This window comes from Variovorax sp. V35, from assembly GCF_041154465.1.
GTDB classification, from domain to species: domain Bacteria; phylum Pseudomonadota; class Gammaproteobacteria; order Burkholderiales; family Burkholderiaceae_C; genus Variovorax; species Variovorax boronicumulans.
This window is the reverse complement of sequence record NZ_AP028666.1, coordinates 3,497,792-3,517,040: the sequence shown is the minus strand read 5'-3', so window position 1 is coordinate 3,517,040 and position 19,249 is coordinate 3,497,792. Positions and strand designations below refer to the sequence as shown.

14 protein-coding genes and 4 tRNA genes are annotated in these 19,249 nt (G+C 66.9%); 4 read left to right on the top strand and 14 right to left on the bottom strand.

The window, feature by feature from the left end; genetic code table 11:
* Positions 1 to 6 precede the first annotated feature (6 nt).
* The 13 genes from ACAM42_RS16245 to ACAM42_RS16185 all read right to left on the bottom strand — a co-directional run bounded on the left by ACAM42_RS16245 (position 7) and on the right by ACAM42_RS16185 (position 15,010).
* A complete protein-coding gene (locus ACAM42_RS16245; RefSeq protein ID WP_369632634.1) occupies positions 7 to 1,323 on the bottom strand; it encodes an MFS transporter in 1,317 nt (438 codons plus the stop codon).
* Between the two features lie 31 nt (positions 1,324 to 1,354).
* Positions 1,355 to 1,993 carry a DUF6806 family protein gene (locus ACAM42_RS16240; protein ID WP_095745079.1) on the bottom strand — a complete coding sequence of 213 codons (639 nt, stop codon included), beginning with the start codon at positions 1,991 to 1,993 and terminating at the stop codon, positions 1,355 to 1,357.
* 23 nt (positions 1,994 to 2,016) lie between these two features.
* A tRNA-Leu gene (locus ACAM42_RS16235) sits at positions 2,017 to 2,108 on the bottom strand.
* A 98-nt stretch (positions 2,109 to 2,206) separates the two neighbouring features.
* A tRNA-Cys gene (locus tag ACAM42_RS16230) sits at positions 2,207 to 2,280 on the bottom strand.
* Between the two features lie 63 nt (positions 2,281 to 2,343).
* Positions 2,344 to 2,419, bottom strand: a tRNA-Gly gene (locus tag ACAM42_RS16225).
* A gap of 61 nt (positions 2,420 to 2,480) precedes the next feature.
* Positions 2,481 to 4,922 (bottom strand): endopeptidase La, encoded by a 2,442-nt coding sequence (lon, locus tag ACAM42_RS16220; RefSeq protein WP_062475837.1) that lies wholly within the window; start codon positions 4,920 to 4,922, stop codon positions 2,481 to 2,483.
* Positions 4,923 to 4,937: 15 nt separating this feature from the next.
* Positions 4,938 to 6,206, bottom strand: coding sequence for an ATP-dependent Clp protease ATP-binding subunit ClpX (gene clpX, locus ACAM42_RS16215; protein ID WP_062475840.1), 1,269 nt, complete (start codon positions 6,204 to 6,206; stop codon positions 4,938 to 4,940).
* A 110-nt stretch (positions 6,207 to 6,316) separates the two neighbouring features.
* Entirely contained in the window at positions 6,317 to 6,925 is a 609-nt protein-coding gene (gene clpP / locus ACAM42_RS16210) for an ATP-dependent Clp endopeptidase proteolytic subunit ClpP (RefSeq protein WP_062475843.1), read from the bottom strand.
* 123 nt (positions 6,926 to 7,048) lie between these two features.
* Positions 7,049 to 8,362, bottom strand: a complete 1,314-nt coding sequence (tig, locus tag ACAM42_RS16205) for a trigger factor (RefSeq protein ID WP_070060465.1) — start codon at positions 8,360 to 8,362, stop codon at positions 7,049 to 7,051.
* A 26-nt stretch (positions 8,363 to 8,388) separates the two neighbouring features.
* Positions 8,389 to 8,475, bottom strand: a tRNA-Leu gene (locus ACAM42_RS16200).
* A gap of 205 nt (positions 8,476 to 8,680) precedes the next feature.
* Positions 8,681 to 11,857, bottom strand: coding sequence for an efflux RND transporter permease subunit (locus tag ACAM42_RS16195; protein WP_369632633.1), 3,177 nt, complete (start codon positions 11,855 to 11,857; stop codon positions 8,681 to 8,683).
* Entirely contained in the window at positions 11,854 to 13,056 is a 1,203-nt protein-coding gene (locus ACAM42_RS16190; RefSeq protein ID WP_369632632.1) for an efflux RND transporter periplasmic adaptor subunit, read from the bottom strand. The genes ACAM42_RS16195 and ACAM42_RS16190 overlap by 4 nt, the downstream gene beginning before the upstream one ends.
* Positions 13,057 to 13,165: 109 nt before the next feature.
* The gene (locus tag ACAM42_RS16185) at positions 13,166 to 15,010 is read right to left on the bottom strand and encodes a potassium transporter Kup (RefSeq protein ID WP_062475850.1); all 1,845 of its coding nucleotides are present in this window, start codon (positions 15,008 to 15,010) and stop codon (positions 13,166 to 13,168) included.
* Between the two features lie 223 nt (positions 15,011 to 15,233).
* Here ACAM42_RS16185 and hpnC point away from each other — a divergent pair, with 223 nt between their 5' ends.
* From hpnC to ACAM42_RS16165, 4 genes are read left to right on the top strand one after another with little or no spacing between them, the layout of a single operon-like run.
* Positions 15,234 to 16,094 (top strand): squalene synthase HpnC, encoded by an 861-nt coding sequence (gene hpnC, locus ACAM42_RS16180; protein WP_369632631.1) that lies wholly within the window; start codon positions 15,234 to 15,236, stop codon positions 16,092 to 16,094.
* A complete protein-coding gene (gene hpnD, locus ACAM42_RS16175) occupies positions 16,091 to 16,930 on the top strand; it encodes a presqualene diphosphate synthase HpnD (RefSeq protein WP_062475853.1) in 840 nt (279 codons plus the stop codon). The genes hpnC and hpnD overlap by 4 nt, the downstream gene beginning before the upstream one ends.
* A 19-nt stretch (positions 16,931 to 16,949) precedes the next feature.
* On the top strand, positions 16,950 to 18,215 hold the full coding sequence (gene hpnE / locus ACAM42_RS16170; RefSeq protein WP_369632630.1) for a hydroxysqualene dehydroxylase HpnE: 1,266 nt from the start codon (positions 16,950 to 16,952) through the stop codon (positions 18,213 to 18,215).
* Positions 18,212 to 18,520 carry a hypothetical protein gene (locus ACAM42_RS16165; RefSeq protein ID WP_095745072.1) on the top strand — a complete coding sequence of 103 codons (309 nt, stop codon included), beginning with the start codon at positions 18,212 to 18,214 and terminating at the stop codon, positions 18,518 to 18,520. Before hpnE ends, ACAM42_RS16165 begins: the two co-directional genes overlap by 4 nt.
* A gap of 18 nt (positions 18,521 to 18,538) precedes the next feature.
* Here the strand turns inward: ACAM42_RS16165 and ACAM42_RS16160 are convergent, their stop codons facing one another.
* Positions 18,539 to 19,180 carry a LysE family translocator gene (locus ACAM42_RS16160; protein ID WP_369632629.1) on the bottom strand — a complete coding sequence of 214 codons (642 nt, stop codon included), beginning with the start codon at positions 19,178 to 19,180 and terminating at the stop codon, positions 18,539 to 18,541.
* Positions 19,181 to 19,249 lie beyond the last annotated feature (69 nt).

Here is a 19,249-nt window from a genome sequence, read left to right as displayed (position 1 = left end):
GCGCCGCTATCGCGCAGCAGCCTTGTCGTGCAGCGCCGCCTTGCGGCCGCGCTGCATGTCGATCGGCAGCAGCAGCAACAGCCCGCCGATGAACAGCACGGCCGTCGAAAGGATCGCGATGCGCTGGTTGCCGCCGGTGGCCCAGGTGATCGCACCGAAGCTCAGCGGGCCGATGATGCTGGCCAGGCGCGTGGCAAAGGTCCAGAGCCCGAAGAACTCGGCGAGCTGCTGCGGCGGCGCAAGGTAGCCCGTCATCGCGCGCCCGGCCGACTGGCTCGAGCCCATTGCCAGCCCCGCGATGGCGGCGGCCCACCAGAAGCCGCCCTTGGTCGTGACCCATGCGGCGATCACGCACACCGCGATCCACGCGAGCAGCGTGGCGGCCAGCGACACCTTGTGGCCGATGCGGTCCTGCACGTAGCCGAAGGCGAAGGCGCCGAGCGCGGCCGCGACGTTGAGCACGAAGATCAGCACCATCGTCTCGCTCGCGACGAAGCCGATCACCTGCTCGGCGTAGATCGCGGCCAGCGTGATCGCGACCGCCACGCCGCCCTGGTAGCAGACGGTGCAGACCAGCAGCCACATGAAGTCGCGGTAGGCGCGGGCCTGCTGGAAGGTGGCGCGCAACTGCCGCCAGGCGCTGTCCTCGCCTCGACTGGCCTGCGGCACGGCGCGTTCGGGCAGCAGCGCAAAGGTGACGCAGGCGGCCACGCCGTAGATCGCTGCCGTGATCAGCATCGTGACCGGCACGAAGTGCGCCGCCGGCAACCCGCGCGCCTGCGACCACAGCACGTATGCCAGGCACAACCCCAGCGCCAGCATGCCGCCGACATAGCCGAAGGCCCAGCCCCAGCCGCTCACCTTGCCCATGCCTTCGGCCGTCGCCAGCTCGGGCAGGAAGGCGCCCGTCAGCGACTCGCCGTAGGAATAGAACGCGTTGGAGACGATCACCAGCGCCATCGCGAGCGCAACGCCCATCGGGCCGCCCGCGAAGCCCGGCGTGAGCGCCAGAGCCGCCGTGGCGAGCACGCAGCCCGTGGTCGTCATGACCAGCACGCGCTTCTTGGCGGCGCGCAGGTCGGCCCAGGCGCCGATGGCGGGCATCGTGAGCATCACGATGGCGTACGAGGTACTGAGGGCCGCGGTCCACGCGAAGGTGGCCCACGGCGCGCCCTTGGCGATGCCGCCCACGAAGTAGGCGGCGAACACCGCCGTGATCACGACCGTGGTGTAGCCCGAGTTCGCGAAGTCGTACATCGCCCAGCCGAACACCTCGCGCTTGCGCACGCCGGGGCGCAACGCGGAGGCTGGGAACAGGGCCATGCGGCCTTGGGACCGGGCGGTAAGGGAAAGGTCAGTGCAGGTGGCGCGGACGACGGCCACCGCCGTGGCCACCACCGCTGCCGCCGCCGGCCCCACCGGCACCGCGCGGACGCTTGCCGATTTCGAGCGAGTTCACGAGCGCGTCGAAACGGTCGCTGAAGAGGCGGTCGATTTCGGCGACCACGCCGCCCAGTTCGGCGCCGTCGAAGTGGCGTTCCATGAGGTTGACCACGTCTTCGACCAGCAGGTCGCGCTGCACCTGCATGATCGCGGCCGGGTTGGGGCCCACGAACAGCATCAGGAAGTCGTCGCGCGATTCTTCGTCGGGATCACCCTCTTCTTCGTCGAAATCGGTGTCGTAGAAGGTGACTTCGATCGCGGCACCGCGTTCGGAAAGTTCGTTCAGGCCCATGCACATCTCGTCGAGCGCCTGGCGGAAGTCTTCGTCGCCCGGCACGGTCCAGCAGATCTGCAGCGTGTGGTCCTTCTGCTCGAAGCGGATGCCGGGTTCTTCTTCGTAGGTGCTGGTGGCACCGTCGGCCAGCGATTTGGCGCCTGCGTATTTCCAGAGCGGCCGCAGCGCCTCCTGGATCTGCTCGAAGCTCACGTCCGAGCGCAGCGGCACATCGCCATGCACATGGATCTCAAATGGAGCGTTGTAGCGAGGCATCAAATACTCCCTTGTAAATATGGTGGTACCCGGAACGGGGGTCGAACCCGTATGCCCCGATTAAGGAAGCGGCGGATTTTAAGTCCGATGTGTCTACCAATTTCACCATCCGGGCCTCGGGTTGAACATCGACGATAACCCAAATGAAACAAGCCCCGGCAACGTCGGTTGGCGGGGCTTGTGTATCGGAGCCGATCGGTCTTGACGAGAGGGTGGAGGCGCGACCCGGAGTCGAACCGGGCTAGACGGATTTGCAATCCGTTGCATAACCGCTTTGCTATCGCGCCACGCTGAATAACGAAATCGAACTGCGAAAAAAAGGGAAGCTGCTTGCTTCCCTTTTTCAAAACTGGAGCGGGAAAAGAGTCTCGAACTCTCGACCTCAACCTTGGCAAGGTTGCGCTCTACCAACTGAGCTATTCCCGCGTTTCGAGCCTCAAATTATATACCAGTTTTTTGAGGCTTCACAAGTTCTGCAATCAATCGATCAATGTTTGACTGAGCCTTCGACGGCCGGCGCCGCAGCACGCTGCTTGGCCAGTTCGGCCACCGCAGCAGCCGACGCGGCCACCTCTTCGTCGGACAGCGGCTCGGGCATTTTCTCGAGCGCGATCTCGAGCACCTTGTCGATCCACTTCACCGGCACGATCTCGAGGCCGTTCTTCACGTTCTCGGGAATGTCCTGCAGGTCCTTGGCGTTCTCTTCGGGGATCAGCACGGTCTTGATGCCGCCGCGCAAGGCGGCCAGCAGCTTTTCCTTCAGGCCGCCGATGGCGGTGACTTCGCCGCGCAGCGTGATCTCGCCGGTCATCGCGACGTCGGCACGCACCGGGATGCCCGTGAGCGCCGACACGAAGGCCGTCGTCATCGCTGCGCCCGCGCTCGGGCCGTCCTTGGGCGTGGCGCCGTCGGGCACGTGGATGTGGATGTCGCGCTTCTCGAACACCTCGTCCTTGATGCCCAGGCGGCGCGAGCGGCTGCGCACCACGGTGCGCGCGGCCTCGACCGATTCCTTCATCACGTCGCCCAGCGAACCGGTGCGGCTGATCACGCCCTTGCCGGGCATGGTCACGGCTTCGATCGTCAGCAGGTCGCCGCCGACTTCGGTCCACGCGAGGCCGACCACCTGGCCGACCTGGTTCTGCTTCTCGGCCAGGCCGAAGCTGTACTTGCGCACGCCGAGGAACTCGTTGAGGTTCTCGCCGTCGACCGTGACCTTGGGCGTCAGTTGCTTGAGCAGCAGGCCCTTCACCACCTTGCGGCAGATCTTGGAGAGCTCGCGCTCGAGCGAACGCACGCCGGCTTCACGCGTGTAGTAGCGCACGATGTCGCGCACGGCGGCTTCGGTGACGGCCAGTTCGTCGTCCTTCACGCCGTTGTTCTTCATCTGCTTGGGCAGCAGGTACTTGATCGCGATGTTGGTCTTCTCGTCCTCGGTGTAGCCCGAGAGGCGAATGACTTCCATGCGGTCCAGCAGCGCCGGCGGGATGTTCATCGAGTTCGAGGTGGCGACGAACATGACGTCGCTCAGGTCGAAGTCGACTTCCACGTAGTGGTCGCCGAAGGTGTGGTTCTGCTCGGGGTCGAGCACCTCGAGCAGCGCGCTCGACGGATCGCCGCGGAAGTCCGTGCCCAGCTTGTCGATTTCGTCCAGCAGGAACAGCGGATTGCGCGTGCCGATCTTGCTCAGCCCCTGCAGCACCTTGCCCGGCAGCGCGCCGATGTAGGTGCGGCGGTGGCCGCGGATCTCGGCTTCGTCACGCATGCCGCCCAGCGCCATGCGGGTGTACTTGCGGCCGGTCGCCTTCGCGATCGACTGCCCCAGCGAGGTCTTGCCGACACCCGGTGGGCCAACGAGGCACAGGATGGGTGCCTTCACCTTGTCGACGCGTTGCTGCACCGCGAGGTACTCAAGGATGCGGTCCTTGACCTTCTCGAGGCCGTAATGGTCGGCGTTGAGCACGGCCTCGGCATTGGCCAGGTCGTGCTTGATCTTGGTCTTCTTGCTCCACGGCAGGCTGATGAGCACGTCGATGTAGTTGCGCACCACGGTGGCCTCGGCCGACATGGGCGACATCAGCTTGAGCTTCTTGAGTTCGCCTTCGGCCTTCTTCAGACCTTCCTTGGACATCTTGGCGAGCTTGATCTTCTTCTCGATCTCCTCGATGTCCGCGCCCTCTTCACCTTCGCCGAGCTCCTTCTGGATGGCCTTGACCTGCTCGTTGAGATAGAAGTCGCGCTGGTTCTTCTCCATCTGGCGCTTCACGCGGCCACGGATCTTCTTGTCGACGTTGAGGATGTCGACTTCGCGCTCGAGCTGCCCGAACAGGTTTTCCAGGCGCGCCTTGACGTCGTCCAGGTCGAGCACGGCCTGCTTGTTGTCGAGCTTGAGCGGCAGGTGGGCGGCGATGGTGTCGGCCAGGCGGCCGGCGTCGTCGATGCTCGAGATCGAGGTGAGGATCTCGGGCGGGATCTTCTTGTTCAGTTTGACGTACTGGTCGAACTGCTGCATCACCGCGCGGCGCAGCGCCTCGACCTCGGTGCCCTTCTCGCCGCCTTCGGGCGCCTCGACGGGCGTCACGTTGGCCGAGAAATGCGTTTCGCCGTCATCGATGCGGTTCACGCGGGCGCGCTGCTGGCCTTCGACCAGCACCTTCACGGTGCCATCGGGCAGCTTGAGCATCTGCAGGATGGTCGAGACGCAACCGACCTCGAACATGTCCTCGACCGAGGGCTCGTCCTTGGCGGCGGCCTTCTGGGCCACCAGCATGATGCGGCGCTCGGCCTCCATCGCCAGCTCGAGCGCCTTGATGCTCTTCGGGCGACCCACGAAGAGCGGGATCACCATGTGGGGAAACACCACGACGTCCCGCAGCGGCAGCAGCGGCAGGTCGAGGGCTTCGGGGGGCAATGGGGTATGACCAGACATGAGCGTCCTTGTCCTTTAGGCCTTTTTCGCCGTTTCGCGGTACACGAGCAGCGGGGGCTTGTTTTCGTCGATGGTCGATTCCTCGACCACCACCTTGTCGACATTGGTCGCGTTCGGCAATTCGAACATGGTGTCGATCAGCGACTGTTCAAGGATCGAGCGCAGGCCGCGCGCGCCGGTCTTGCGGGCCAGCGCCTTGCGTGCGATCGCCTTGAGCGCCGCGGGACGGATTTCGAGGTCCACGCCCTCCATCTGCAGCAGCTTGGTGAACTGCTTCACCACCGCATTCTTGGGCTCGGTCAGGATCTGAACCAGCGCGTCTTCGCTCAGCTCGGCCAGCGAGGCGACCACGGGCATGCGGCCCACGAGTTCGGGGATCAGGCCGAACTTGATCAGGTCTTCAGGCTCGACTTCGCGGAACACCTCGGTGATGCTGCGCTGGGCCTTGCTCTTTACTGCGGCGCCGAAGCCGATACCCGAGGCCTCGGTGCGGTTTTCGATGACCTTCTCGAGGCCTGCAAAGGCGCCGCCGCAGATGAACAGGATGTTGGTCGTGTCGATCTGCAGGAAGTCCTGGTTCGGGTGCTTGCGACCGCCCTGGGGCGGCACGCTGGCCATGGTGCCTTCGATGAGCTTGAGCAGCGCCTGCTGCACGCCCTCGCCCGACACGTCGCGGGTGATCGAGGGGTTGTCGGACTTGCGCGAGATCTTGTCGATTTCGTCGATGTAGACGATGCCGCGCTGGGCGCGCTCGACCTCGTAGTTGCAGCTTTGCAGCAGCTTCTGGATGATGTTCTCGACGTCCTCGCCCACATAACCGGCTTCGGTCAGCGTGGTGGCGTCGGCCATCACGAAGGGCACGTCGAGCATGCGCGCAAGCGTTTGCGCCAGCAGCGTCTTGCCCGAACCCGTGGGGCCGATCAAGAGGATGTTGCTCTTGCTGAGCTCGACCTCGTCGCCCTTCGTGTTCTTTTCCTTGTGGCGCAGGCGCTTGTAGTGGTTGTAGACCGCCACCGACAGCATGCGCTTGGCCGGCTCCTGGCCGATCACGTAGTTGTCGAGGTTGGTCTTGATCTCCAGCGGCGTGGGCAGGTCGCTGCGCGCGTCGCGCGCTTCCTCACCGGCCGGCAGCTCGTCACGGATGATCTCGTTGCACAGGTCGATGCATTCGTCGCAGATGAAGACCGAAGGGCCCGCGATCAGCTTCTTGACCTCATGCTGGCTCTTGCCGCAGAACGAGCAATAAAGCGTTTTTTCGCTGGAGGTGCCTTTTTTTTCGGCCATGGACTTTTGCCTCGTGACAGGGTATGGACAATGATAACTAAACAAAAACGGCGTTTCCCGTGTGGGAAACGCCGTTTTTGCCTTTTGGGCGCCCGAGGCGCCGGGCGGCATTAACCGCGCTGGGAGACGACCTGGTCGACCAGGCCGTAATCCTTGGCCTCGTCGGCAGTCAGGAAATAGTCGCGCTCGGTGTCCGACTTGACCTTTTCCAGCGGCTGGCCAGTGCGTTCGGCCAGGATGCGGTTCATCTGGTCCTTGGTGCGCAGGATGTCGCGCGCATGGATCTCGATGTCGGTGGCCTGGCCGCGTGCGCCGCCGAGCACCTGGTGGATCATGATCTTGGAGTTGGGCAGCGAGAAACGCTTGCCCTTCTCGCCGGCCGCCAGCAGGAAGGCGCCCATGCTGGCCGCGAAGCCCAGACACATGGTCGACACCGACGGCTTGATGAACTGCATCGTGTCGTAGATCGCCATGCCGGCGCTCACGCTGCCGCCCGGGGAGTTGATGTAGAACGAAATGTCCTTGTCCGGGTTCTCGCTCTCGAGGAACAGCAACTGGGCCACCACGAGGTTGGCGGTCTGGTCGTTGACCTCGCCCACCAGGAAGATGATGCGTTCCTTGAGGAGACGCGAGTAGATGTCATACGACCGCTCGCCGCGGCCCGACTGCTCGACGACCATCGGGATCATGCCGAGGCCTTGAATTTCCTGTGCGCTCATGAATTTGCTCTCCGGAAAATGGATTCGTTCGCTCTGATTGAACTGTACGCCTGAGTGAAATGGGGCTCGTGCCGCAAAGCACAAGCCCCATCGGCGTTGCTGCATGCAGCGACGGAAACCAGCTTACTGCTGCTGCGCCATCAGTTCGTCGAACGACACCGACTTTTCGTTGACCTTGGCCTTGCCCAGCACGAAGTCGGTCACGTTGTTCTCGATGACCACGGCTTCGACTTCCGCCAGGCGGTTGTTGTCGCTGAAGTACCAGCGCACGACATCTTGCGGCTTCTCGTAGCTGGCGGCCAGCTCGTCGATGTGGGCCTTGATCTGCTCGGGCTTGGCCTGCAGGTTGTTGGCACGCACCAGCTCGGCGACCACGAGGCCCAGGCGCACGCGGCGCTCGGCTTGGGGGCGGAACACTTCTTCGGGGATCGGGGCCTTGTCGGCGTCCTTGATGCCGCGCTGCTTGAGCTCGGCGCGGGCGCCGTCGATCATGCGGGCGACTTCCGACTGCACGCTGGCGTTCGGCAGGTCGAGTTCGGCGTTGGCCACCAGGGCGTCCATCACGGCGTTCTTGTTGCGGGCCAGCAGGCGGAACTTCACTTCGCGCTCGAGGTTGCGCTTGATGTCGGCGCGCAGGCCTTCCACGGTGGCTTCGGCGATGCCGAGCGACTTGGCCAGCTGTTCGTTGACTTCGGGCAGGTGCGAAGCTTCGATCTTCTTCACGGTGACCATGAAGTCGGCTTGCTTGCCGGCCACGTCCTTGCCGTGGTAATCGGCCGGGAACGACAGCGGGAAGGTGCGGCTGTCGCCGGACTTCATGCCGCGCACGGCGTCTTCGAATTCCTTGAGCATCTGGCCTTCGCCGACGACGAACTGGAAGTCTTCGGCCTTGCCGCCCTGGAAGGGCTCGCCGTCGATCTTGCCTTCGAAGTCGACCGTCACGCGGTCGTTGTCTTCGGCCACGGCGTCTTGGGCGCGCTGGGCGAAGGTGCGGCGCTGCTTGCGCAGGATGTCCAGGGTCTTGTCGATGGCTTCGTCGCCGACTTCGGCCGACAGCTTCTCGACTTCAGCGCCCGACAGGTCGTTGATCTTGACTTCGGGGAACACTTCGAAGACCGCGTCGAAGGCGAGCTGGCCTTCGGGCGACTCTTCCTTCTCGGTGATGCGGGGCTGGCCGGCGACGCGCAGCTTGGCTTCGTTGGCGGCTTGCGAGAAGGCCTCGCCGACCTTGTCGTTCATGACTTCGTAGTGCACCGAGTAGCCGTAGCGCTGGGCCACGACGTTCATCGGCACCTTGCCGGGACGGAAGCCGTCCATCTTGACGGTGCGCGCGAGCTTCTTGAGGCGCGAATCGACTTCGTTCTGGATGGTGCCGACCGGCAGGGTCAGCGTGATCTTGCGTTCGAGCTTCTCGAGAGTTTCAACGTTCACGGTCATGGTGTCTTCCTTGTGAGGGGTGTGGCTGGTGCGCGGGGCCGGACTCGAACCGGCACGTTCTTGCGAACGTCAGGACCTAAACCTGGTGCGTCTACCAATTTCGCCACCCGCGCGATGCCAAATTTCAGGTGAATGCAAAGGCGGACGGCCTCGGCGCTGCGGAAAAACCGCTGGCCCAAGACCGTCCGCCTGAAATCGGTCAACCGCGCATTTTAAACGCAAGAATGGGGGCCTTCCGGCTTCCCCCTTTGGGGGATTTCACCCACTCTCGCGCAAGGGATACGGGCCGCACGACAACGGCCCCTGAAAAGCGCCTTTTCAGGCGGCAGCGGTTTGCGGCTCCCGCTTGATGCGGAAGGCCGCGGCGTACATGGCCGGCAGCGCCAGCAGCGTCAGCACGGTGGCCACGATCAGCCCGCCCATGATGGCCACGGCCATCGGGCCCCAGAACACGCTGCGCGACAGCGGGATCATCGCCAGCACCGCCGCCGCGGCGGTCAGCACGATGGGGCGCAGGCGCCGCACGGCCGATTCGACGATCGCGTCCCAGGCCGGCACGCCGGCGGCGCGGTCGAGCTCGATCTGGTCGATCAGGATCACGGCGTTGCGCTGGATCATGCCCATCAGCGCGATCACGCCGAGCAGCGCCACGAAGCCGAAAGGCCGGTTCAGCAGCAGCAGCGCGGCAGCCACGCCGGCGATGCCCATCGGGCCGGTGATGAACACCAGCAGCGAGCGGCTGAAGCTGTGCAGCTGCAGCATCAGCAGCGTGAACACCAGGAACAGCATGATCGGCACGCCCGCCACGATCGAGGCCGAGCCCTTGGAGCTTTCCTCCACGGCGCCGGCCACCTCGATGCGGTAGCCGCCCTGCCCGGCCGCATGCCAGCCGGCTTCGAGCTGGCGCAGCTTCGGCAGCAGCTGCTCGGTCACGGTGGCGCCCTGCAGGCCTTCCACCACGTCGCCCTGCACGGTGATCGCGTAGTCGCGGTTCTCACGCCACATCACGCCGGGCTCCCAGGTGAACACCGGACGGGCGATCTGCGTGAGCGGGATCGAACGGCCCGTGGTCGTCGGGATGTAGGCGTTGCCGATGTCCGAGATGGCCTCGCGTTCGTCGGCCGACTGGCGCAGCACGATGTCGATCAGCAGGTCGTTCTCGCGGTACTGGCCGACCGTGGTGCCGCTGAACATGGTGCGCGAAGCTTGGGCGATCGCCTGGCTGGTCACGCCGAGCGCGCGCGCCTTGGCCTGGTCGATTTCGAGGCGGATCACCTTGACCGACTCGTTCCAGTTGTCGTTCACGCCGCGCATGTTGGGGCTCTCGCGCAGCACGGCCTTCACCTCGTCGGCGCGGGCGCGCAGCTGGGCGGGCTCGGTGCCGATCACGCGGAACTGCACCGGGTACGGCACCGGCGGGCCGTTGGGCAGCAGCTTGACGCGGCCGCGCACCTCGGGGAACTCCTCGGCCAGCAAGGCGGGCAGGCGCAGGCGCAGCGTCTCGCGCACCTTCAGGTCCTTGGCCAGCACGATGAGCTGCGACACGTTGGTCTGCGGAAACACCTGGTCCAGTGGCAGGTAGAAGCGCGGCACGCCGGAACCGATCCAGGTGCTGACGGTCTTCACGCCCTCTTCCTTCATCACGCGTTGCTCGACGCGCCTGGCCACCTCTTCGTTGGCGGCGAACGAGGTGCCTTCGGGGAACCAGATGTCCACCATGATCTCGGGCCGGCTCGAATCGGGGAAGAACTGCTGCTGCACCTTGCCCATGCCGACGATGCCCAGCGCAAAGATCAGCACGGTGGCGCCGATGGTCAGCCAGCGGTGCTGCACACACCAGTTCACCGCGCGGCGGAAGCTGTTGTAGAACGGCGTGTCGAACAACTCGTGCGGCGGCGCGTCGGGGTCGTGCGGCTTCACCTTGAGCAGCAGCGTGCCCAGGTACGGCACGAAGTACACCGACACGATCCACGACAGCACCAGCGCAATCACCGTCACCGCGAAGATCGCGAAGGTGTATTCGCCCGTCACCGACTTGGCGATGCCGATCGGCAGGAAGCCCGCCGCCGTGATGAGCGTGCCCGTGAGCATCGGCTTGGCCGTGACGTCGTAGGCGAAGGTGGCGGCGCGGACCTTGTCGTAGCCCTCTTCCATCTTCCGCACCATCATCTCCACGGCAATGATCGCGTCGTCCACCAGGAGGCCCAGCGCGATGATGAGCGACCCCAGCGATATCTTGTGCAGCCCGATGCCGAAGTAGTTCATGGCCAGGAAGGTCACGGCCAGCACCAGCGGAATGGTGATGGCCACCACCAGTCCCGGGCGCATGTCGATGTACCAACCGAAGCGCCCGCCCTTGTGCAGGCCGAGCGCGATGATGCTCACGGCCAGCACGATGGCCACGGCCTCGATGAGCACGCCGACGAATTCGTTGACCGAGCTGGCCACCGACACCGGCTGATCCTGCACCTGGGCCAGCTTCACGCCGGCCGGCAGGCGCTGGTCGATGGTGGCGGTGGTGGCCTTGAGCGCCTTGCCCAGCGCGATGATGTCGCCGCCCTTGGCCATCGACACACCGAGCGCGATCACTTCCCTGCCCTGATGGTGCACCTTGACGGCCGGCGGATCGACGTACCCGCGGCGGATCTCGGCGATGTCGCCGAGCTTGATCTGGTTGCCCGAGCTGCCGCGGATCGGCATCTCGCGCAGCTGTTCCACGCTGGTGAACTGGCCGCCCACGCGCACCTGCACCACGTCCAGCGGCGACTGGATCGTGCCGGCGCTTTCCACTGCGTTCTGCGAGCCGAGCTGGGCCAGCACGGCGTTGAAGTCGAGCCCCAGCTGGGCCAGGCGCTTCTGCGAGATCTCGATGAAAACCTTTTCGTCCTGCACGCCGAACTGGTCGACCTTGGCCACGTCCTTCACACGCAGCAGCTGCTGGCGCACGTCGTCGGCCAGCGTCTTGAGCTCGGCGTAGCTGAAGCCTTCGCTTTCCAGCGCGTAGATCACGCCGTAGACGTCGCCGAAGTCGTCATTGAAGAACGGCCCCTGCACACCCGCGGGCAAGGTGCCGCGCATGTCGCCGATCTTCTTGCGCACCGTGTACCAGACGTTGGCCACCTCGGCGGCCTTCGATGAGTCCTTGATCTGGAAAATGATCTGCGACTCACCCGGCTTCGAATAGCTGCGGATCTTGTCGGCGTACGGTGCTTCCTGCAGCGTGCGCTCCAGCTTGTCGGTGACCTGCTCGGCCACCTGCTGCGCGGTGGCGCCGGGCCAGTAGGTGCGCACCACCATGGCGCGGAAGGTGAACGGCGGGTCTTCGTCCTGGCCGAGCTGGAAGTACGCGAAGGCGCCCAGCACCATCAGCACCACCATCAGGTAGCGCGTGAGGGGCGCGTGGTCCAGCGCCCATTTGGAAAGGTTGAAGCCGGGCGACTTGTACTCAGACTCAGGCGCCGGGGTTGTCGCGGGGGTCGCTGGGCCTTCCGTCATTTGGCGGCACCCGTTGCGATCTCCTTCTTCGTCGCGGCCACGGCCTCGACGGCCTGCTGCTTCGCCTGCGCCTGTTGCTGGCCATTGGCCGCGGCCGCCATGGCCTCCTTCGACTGGTAGATGGTGACCTTCTGCCCCGGCGACAGCACGTGCACGCCCGCGGCCACGACCATCATCCCGGTCGACAGGCCCGAGCCGATCACCGCCTCATTGCCGTCGGCCGTGACCACCTGCACCGGCTGCGAGCGCACGGTCATGCTGTCCTTGTCGAGCACCCAGACCGCCGAGCCCTTGCCTTCCTGGCGCAGCGCGCTGGTCGGCAGCTTGATCACCGCGACGTCGGTGCGCGCCAGGGCCTGCGGCCTGGCGTAGACGGTGGCGCCGAGCGCCGGCGAGGTCGCGGCGTCGATCGACACCTTGACCGAGTAGGTGCGCGTGACCGCGTCGGCACTGGCCGCCACCTCGCGCACCTGGCCCTGCAGCACCTCGCCGCCGGACCAGCCGCGCACAGCCACCGGCGAGCCGGGCTTGATCAGCGCGGCGCGGTCTTCAGGCACCGCGAACACCACGTCGCGTGCGCCGTCCTGGGCGATGCGCACGACCGGCGTGCCGGCCTGCACCACCTGGCCCGGCTCGGCCTCGATGGCCGTGATGATGCCCGCCACGTCGGCCACCAGCGTCGTGTAGCTGGCCTGGTTGCCTTGCGAGGCCAGTTGCGCCTGCGCCTGCTCGAGCTGCGCCTGGGCCGCCTTCCAGGTGGTTTCGCGGCGTTCCAGTTCGGCGCCGCTGATGAAGTTCTGCGATCGCAGCTCGGTGTAGCGCTTGAGGTCGGCGACTGCGAGGTCGCGGTTGGTCAGCGCGGCGGCCTGCTGGGCACGGGCGGCCTCGGCGGCCAGGCGGTAGTCCTGCGGATCGAGCTGGGCCAGCACCTGGCCGGCCTGCACGTGCTGGCCGAGCTCGGCCTGGCGTTTGGTGATCTTGCCCGCCACCCGGAAGCCCAGGCGCGATTCGACCCGGGCCCGCACCTCGGCCGAGAACTCGGGCTGAGCGTCGTAGTCGCTGGTGCCGACGGTCACGAACTTGACCGCCCTCACGGGCTCCTGGGCAGGCGGTTTCGGCGAACAGCCGGCCAGAAAGATGGCGGGAAGCAGCAGCCAAGCGGCGCTGCGGGCACGGAGTGAGGCGGCGAAGGCGGTCATGAGACACCCAAGAAGAGAGGAACCGGGTCATTAATGACCCACCGGTTAGTAATCTAGGGTAAACGTTAAACAGTGTCAATGACCCGCCGGTCAGTTGACCCTGTTTGCGCTAAGTTCTCTGCCCCATCTCTACCAGCCGGTTATCGGGAAGCTCGAAGTAATCGGATGCCCGGCCCGCGTTGCGCTGCAGCCAGCCGAACAGCACCCGTCGCACCGGGTTCATGCCCGGCAGGTTCTCCTCGCCCACCGAGGCGCGGGAGACGAAGTACGAGGTCTTCATCGAGTCGATGGCCAGGGTCTTCTGGTAAGCCAGGATGCGGATGAACTCGGGCACGTCGGCCCGCTCCATGAAGCCGTGCCGCGCCGTGACCACCCAGATGCCGTCCATCAGCTGCTCGGCCTCGATGCGCAGGCGCGCGTCCACGCGCGGCGTGTCGCACGAGAGCACGCGCAGCACGATCACCTGCTCGTGCAGCACCTGGTTGTGCTTGAGGTTGTGCAGCAGCGCATGCGGCACCGCCGTGGCGTCGGGGTTCAGGAACACGGCCGTGCCGCTCACCCGGTGCGGCATGTTCAGCGCCAGCGACTCGACGAAGGGGCGCAGCGGCAGGCTGTCGGCCGCCGCCGCTTCCAGGCCCAGGCGCCGGCCCTTGGCCCAGGTGGTGAACAGCACCATCACGCCGGCCGCCACCGCCAGCGTGAGCCAGCCGCCCTCGGCCACCTTCAGGCTGTTGGACACCACGAAGGTCAGGTCGACCGCCGCGAAGGCCGCCACGCCGACCGCCACCGCCACCTTGTTCCAGCGCCACAGGCCCCAGGCCACGATGCCGGCCAGCAATGTGGTCGTCACCATCGTGATCGACACCGCGATGCCATACGCCGCCGACAGCGCGCCCGAGCTGCGGAAGCCCAGCACCAGCAGCAGCACGCCGACCATCAGCAACCAGTTGACGGCTGGCACGTAGATCTGCCCGATGGCCGTGCCCGAGGTCTGCACCACGCGCATGCGCGGTAGGTAGCCCATGCGCATCGCCTGCGCGGTGAGCGAAAAGGCGCCCGAGATCACCGCCTGCGACGCGATCACCGTGGCCATGGCGGCCAGCACCACCATCGGCAACACGCCCCATGACGGAAAGAGCCGGAAGAACGGGTTGTCGATGGCCGCCGGGTTCGCCAGCACCAGCGCGCCTTGCCCGAAGTAGTTGAGCACCAGCCCCGGCAGCGCGATGAAGAGCCACGCGAGACGGATCGGCCTGGCGCCGAAGTGCCCCATGTCGGCATACAGCGCCTCGCCGCCCGTGAACGCCAGGAACACCGCGCCCAGCACGGCCAGCGACTGCGCCCGGTGCTCGACCAGGAAGCCCACCGCCCGGCGCGGGTCGAGCGCCGCCAGCACCTGCGGCTGCTGCAGCACCTGCCACAGCCCCGCCACGCCCAGCACCAGGAACCACAGCAGCATCACCGGCCCGAAGATCCTGCCGACCACGCCCGTGCCCTTCTTCTGCACCATGAACAGCCCGACGAGGATCGCCAGCGTGATCGGGATCACCACGCGCTGCAGCACCGGCGCCTGCACCTCCAGGCCCTCCACCGCCGACAGCACCGAGATCGCCGGCGTGATCAGGCTGTCGCCGTAGAACATGGCCGCGCCCACCAGGCCCAGGACCCCGATCCCGCGCCACACCCAGGGCCGGGTCTTCGGGCCGGAAACGGCGTTGCGCGCCAGCGCCTGCAGCGCCAGGATGCCGCCTTCGCCGTCGTGGTCGGCGCGCAGCACGAACACCACGTACTTGAGCGTCACCACGAACATCAGGCCCCAGAAGATCAGCGAGAGCAGGCCCAGCACCGCGTCGGGCGAGAACGGCACGCCGTGCTCGGGATTCATCGTTTCCTTGAAGGCGTACAGCGGCGAGGTGCCGATGTCGCCGAAGACGACGCCCAGCGCCGCGATCATCAAACCGGGCCCGGCCGCGTGTGCCGTGTCGCCCGAAGCGGGAAGCGAAGTCCCGGAAGCCGCGGCAGTTGCTTTCATCGTCATGGGCGAAAGAGAGATGGAAAGTGGCGACGCCACGAGCATAGTGCCCGGACATGACGTCGCCGACAATCGTGGCGTGTCCGCCACTCCTCCTGCCAATCCTCGTCATGCCGCCGCGCCGGCCCATTACGAAAACTTCCCCGTGGCCTCCTGGCTGTGCCCGCCGCACCTGCGCCCGCCCATCGCCGCGATCTACCACTTCGCGCGCACCGCCGACGACATCGCCGACGAGGGCGACGCCTCGCCCGATGCGCGCCTGGCCGAGCTGCGCGCCTACCGCGAGGAACTGGCCGCCGCCGCGCGCGGCGACGCGCTGCCCGACTCGCGCTGGCCCCACGTGTTCGGCCCGCTGGCCTGGGCCATCGCCCAGTACCGCTTGCCCGAAGACCTGCTCGCCGACCTGCTCAGCGCCTTCATGCAGGACATCGAGAAGACCCGCGACCGCGGCACCTACGCCGACCGCGCCGAGCTGCTCGACTACTGCCGCCGCTCCGCCAATCCGGTCGGCCGGCTGCTGCTGCACCTGTACGGCGTGACCGATGCGCAGGCGCTGGCCCAGAGCGACGCCATCTGCAGCGCGCTGCAGCTCATCAACTTCTGGCAGGACCCGAGCGTCGACCTGCCGCGCGGGCGCTTCTACTTTCCGCGCACCGACTGCGCGCGGCGCGGCCTGACCTCGGAGCATTTCAAAGTCTTCGCGCCGCTGTCTTCCGCGCCGCCGCCGCAGGAAGCTATCAATCTGATAGCAGTGGTGGCCTTCTGGGCGCGCGAGCTCATGACCGAGGGCGCCCCGCTCGTGCACCGCCTGCCGGGCCGCGTGGGCTGGGAGCTGCGCCTGGTCGTGCAGGGCGGCCTGCGCATCTTGGACAAGATCGAGGACCTGGGCTTCGACACCTTCACGCAGCGCCCCACCGTCGGCAAGGCCGACGCGCCCGTGCTGCTCTGGAAGGCATGGCGGATGCGGAGACAATCACGGCCCATGAAAGCAGCGCCTCCCCGATGAATCCCGAGCAATACGTGCAAGACAAGGCCGCCGCTTCGGGCAGCAGTTTCTATTACGCCTTCCTGTTCCTGCCCAAGCCGCGGCGCGCCGCGATCACGGCTTTTTATGCCTTCTGCCGCGAGGTCGACGACGTGGTCGACGAGGTCTCCGACCCCGGCGTGGCCGCCACCAAGCTCGCCTGGTGGCGCACCGAGGTCGCCCAGGCTTTTGCCGGCACGCCGCGCCACCCGGTCATGCAGGCGCTCATGCCGCATGCCGCCACCTACGGCATCGAGGCACGCCAGCTCAACGAAGTGATCGACGGCTGCCAGATGGACCTGGACCAGACCCGCTACCTCGACTTTCCCGGCCTCGCGCGCTACTGCCATCTGGTGGCCGGCGTGGTCGGCGAGGTGGCGGCGCGCATCTTCGGCCAGACCGATCCGCAGACCACCGCCTACGCCCACAAGCTCGGCCTGGCGCTGCAGCTGACCAACATCCTGCGCGACGTCGGCGAAGACGCGCTGCGCGGTCGCATCTACCTGCCGGTCAACGAGCTGCAGCAGTTCGACGTGAAGGCGCACGAGATCCTGAACCGCGTGCACTCCGACCGTTTTGTCGCGCTCATGAAGTTCCAGGCCCAGCGCGCCCACGCCGCCTACGACGAAGCGCTGGCCCTGCTGCCGCTGGCCGACCGCCGCACCCAGAAGCCCGGCCTGATGATGGCCAGCATCTACCGCACGCTGCTGCGCGAGATCGAGCGCGACGACTTCCAGGTGCTCAACCAGCGCATCAGCCTGACGCCGGTGCGCAAGTTCTGGCTGGCCTGGAAAGTCCAGGCGCTGGGCCGGATATGACGCCCCACCCTTCGTGCCCATGAGGCTCGCCGTCATCGGCGCCGGCTGGGCCGGCCTGGCCTGCGCCGTCGAGGCCACGCGCCTCGGCCATGCCGTCACCCTGTTCGAAGCCGCGCCGATGGCCGGCGGGCGGGCGCGGCGGGTCGATCACATGCACGGCATGGCGCTGGACAACGGCCAGCACATCCTGATCGGCGCCTACACCGCCACGCTGGCGCTCATGCGCGACGTGGGGGTGGATGTCGACTCGGCCCTGCAGCGCCTGCCGCTGTCGCTGCGCTTTGCCGACGGCGGCGGGCTGCAGCTGCCCGCGGGCCGGCCGCCGCCGCTCGATCTGCTGATCGGCATCTTCACCGCGCGCGGCTGGACCTGGCGCGACAAGGCCGCGCTGCTGGCCACCGCCGTGCGCTGGCGCCTCGCGGGCTTTCGCTGCGCGCCCGGCACCAGCGTCGCCACGCTGTGCGCCGGCCTCACGCCGCGCGTGATGCACGAACTCATCGAGCCGCTGTGCGTCTCGGCGCTCAACACGCCCGTGCCGCAATCGAGCGGCCAGGTGTTCCTGCGCGTGCTGCATGACGCGCTGTTCAGCGGGCGCGGCGGCGCCGACCTGCTGCTGCCGCGCGTGGACCTCGGCGCCCTGCTGCCCGATGCCGCGCTGGCGTGGCTCGCCCGGCACGGCGCCACCGCGCACATCGGCCACCGCGTGCGCGCCATCGCGCCCGAGGGCGACCGGTGGCGCGTCGATGACGAGGTCTTCGACCAGGCCGTGCTGGCCTGCGCGCCCTGGGACGCCGCACGCCTCGTGCGCGCCACCGGTCTGCCGGCCGCTTCGCGCTGGTGCAACGTCACCGAATCGCTGCGCTTCGAGGCGATTGCCACGGTCTACGTGCGCGGCGCCGCGCCGCTGGCCGAGCCGATGCTCGCGCTGCGCAGCCAGCCGGGCAGCGCGCCGGCCCAGTTCGTGTTCGATCGCGGCCAGCTCGGCGGACCAGAAGGCGTGCTCGCCTTCGTCGTGAGCGCCAACGAGACGCCGCGCGAGACACTCGAGAAACAGGTGCTCGCGCAAGCCGGCGCACAGCTCGGGCAACCCGGGCTCACGCCGATCCAGACCGTGGTCGAGAAGCGCGCCACCTTCGCCTGCACGCCCGGCCTGGCCCGCCCGCCGGCCGCCATCGCGCCGGGGCTGCAGGCCTGCGGCGACTACACCGAAGGCCCTTATCCCGCCACGCTCGAAGGTGCGGTCCTCAACGGACTGGCCGTCGCGCGCGCACTTGCCACCCCATGACCACGACCCTGCGCTACCTGGATTTCGACTACAGCGAAGACACCGAAGACCACGGCACCTTCGACGCCATGGCCTCGACCCCGCCCGAGCGCACGCCCGAAGTGGAAGCCGAGATCGCGCAGGTGCTGGCCTGGGCCGAGGCCACCTTCCCCGGTGCGCGCGGCGCGCTCGACGACGGTGCGGTGTGGGACTGCGACGTGCAGCGCACGCGGGAAGACAACCCGCGCCTGGACACCCTCACGCTCTCGCTCAGCGGCACCGCCGATTTCTGCGCGGCGCTGCGCGAGCGTTTCGGGCTCGACTGAAGAAAGTCTGCGGCCTTTTCAGGCCGTCTTGTTGCGCAAGCGCAGCAGGCTCAACCCCAGCAGCACGAAAGCACCGCCCGACACGCGGTTGAACAGCTGCGCGCGCTTCGGGTTCGCGAACTGCTTCTTCAGCAGGCGCGCCAGCAGCACGTAGGAGCCATGCGCCAGCACCGAGCCGGCCGCGAAGGTCGTGGTGAGCACGGCGAACTGCGTGAGGATCGGCGCGTCGTGCGTGAGGAACTGCGGGAACAGCGCCGAGAAGAACAGGATGCCCTTCGGGTTGGTCAGCGCCACCGTCACGCCATGCCCGAACAGCCGGCGCGCGGAACGCGAAGGTGCCGGCGCGGCCGACGGTTGCAGCTCGGCGAACACGCTCGTGCGGCTGCGCCACTGCCGGATGCCCAGGTACACGAGGTAGCCCGCACCCGCCACCTTCAGCACCATGAAGGCCGTGGCCGAGGTGTTGAGCACCACGCCCAGTCCGCCCATCGCGGCGGCCGAGACCAGGAAGAGCCCGCAGGCGTTGCCCAGCGAACTGATCATTGCGCGGCGCGGGCCGACGGTGATGGCGTTGGACACCGCGAGCAGCACGGCCGGGCCGGGCGTGAAGGCGACGACCAGGGTCACGCCGCAAAAGAGGAGCCAGGTGGAGAGATGCATGGAAGGAAATTCGCGCGAAAGCAATGAAAGGAGGCCGTCGCAAAACTATAGTCCGGGCAGCCGCACGCC

Excerpts from the sequence above, each read along its gene's own strand:
- tig (WP_070060465.1), bottom strand. The coding sequence starts at position 8,362 with ATGACCGTGAACGTTGAAACTCTCGAGAAGCTCGAACGCAAGATCACG.
- ACAM42_RS16165 (WP_095745072.1), top strand. The coding sequence starts at position 18,212 with ATGACCACGACCCTGCGCTACCTGGATTTCGACTACAGCGAAGACACC.
- ACAM42_RS16240 (WP_095745079.1), bottom strand. The coding sequence starts at position 1,993 with ATGCCTCGCTACAACGCTCCATTTGAGATCCATGTGCATGGCGATGTG.
- ACAM42_RS16245 (WP_369632634.1), bottom strand. The coding sequence starts at position 1,323 with ATGGCCCTGTTCCCAGCCTCCGCGTTGCGCCCCGGCGTGCGCAAGCGC.
- ACAM42_RS16160 (WP_369632629.1), bottom strand. The coding sequence starts at position 19,180 with ATGCATCTCTCCACCTGGCTCCTCTTTTGCGGCGTGACCCTGGTCGTC.
- ACAM42_RS16190 (WP_369632632.1), bottom strand. The coding sequence starts at position 13,056 with ATGACCGCCTTCGCCGCCTCACTCCGTGCCCGCAGCGCCGCTTGGCTG.
- lon (WP_062475837.1), bottom strand. The coding sequence starts at position 4,922 with ATGTCTGGTCATACCCCATTGCCCCCCGAAGCCCTCGACCTGCCGCTG.
- hpnD (WP_062475853.1), top strand. The coding sequence starts at position 16,091 with ATGAATCCCGAGCAATACGTGCAAGACAAGGCCGCCGCTTCGGGCAGC.
- ACAM42_RS16195 (WP_369632633.1), bottom strand. The coding sequence starts at position 11,857 with ATGACGGAAGGCCCAGCGACCCCCGCGACAACCCCGGCGCCTGAGTCT.
- clpX (WP_062475840.1), bottom strand. The coding sequence starts at position 6,206 with ATGGCCGAAAAAAAAGGCACCTCCAGCGAAAAAACGCTTTATTGCTCG.
- hpnE (WP_369632630.1), top strand. The coding sequence starts at position 16,950 with ATGAGGCTCGCCGTCATCGGCGCCGGCTGGGCCGGCCTGGCCTGCGCC.
- clpP (WP_062475843.1), bottom strand. The coding sequence starts at position 6,925 with ATGAGCGCACAGGAAATTCAAGGCCTCGGCATGATCCCGATGGTCGTC.
- ACAM42_RS16185 (WP_062475850.1), bottom strand. The coding sequence starts at position 15,010 with ATGATCGCGGCGCTGGGCGTCGTCTTCGGCGACATCGGCACCTCGCCG.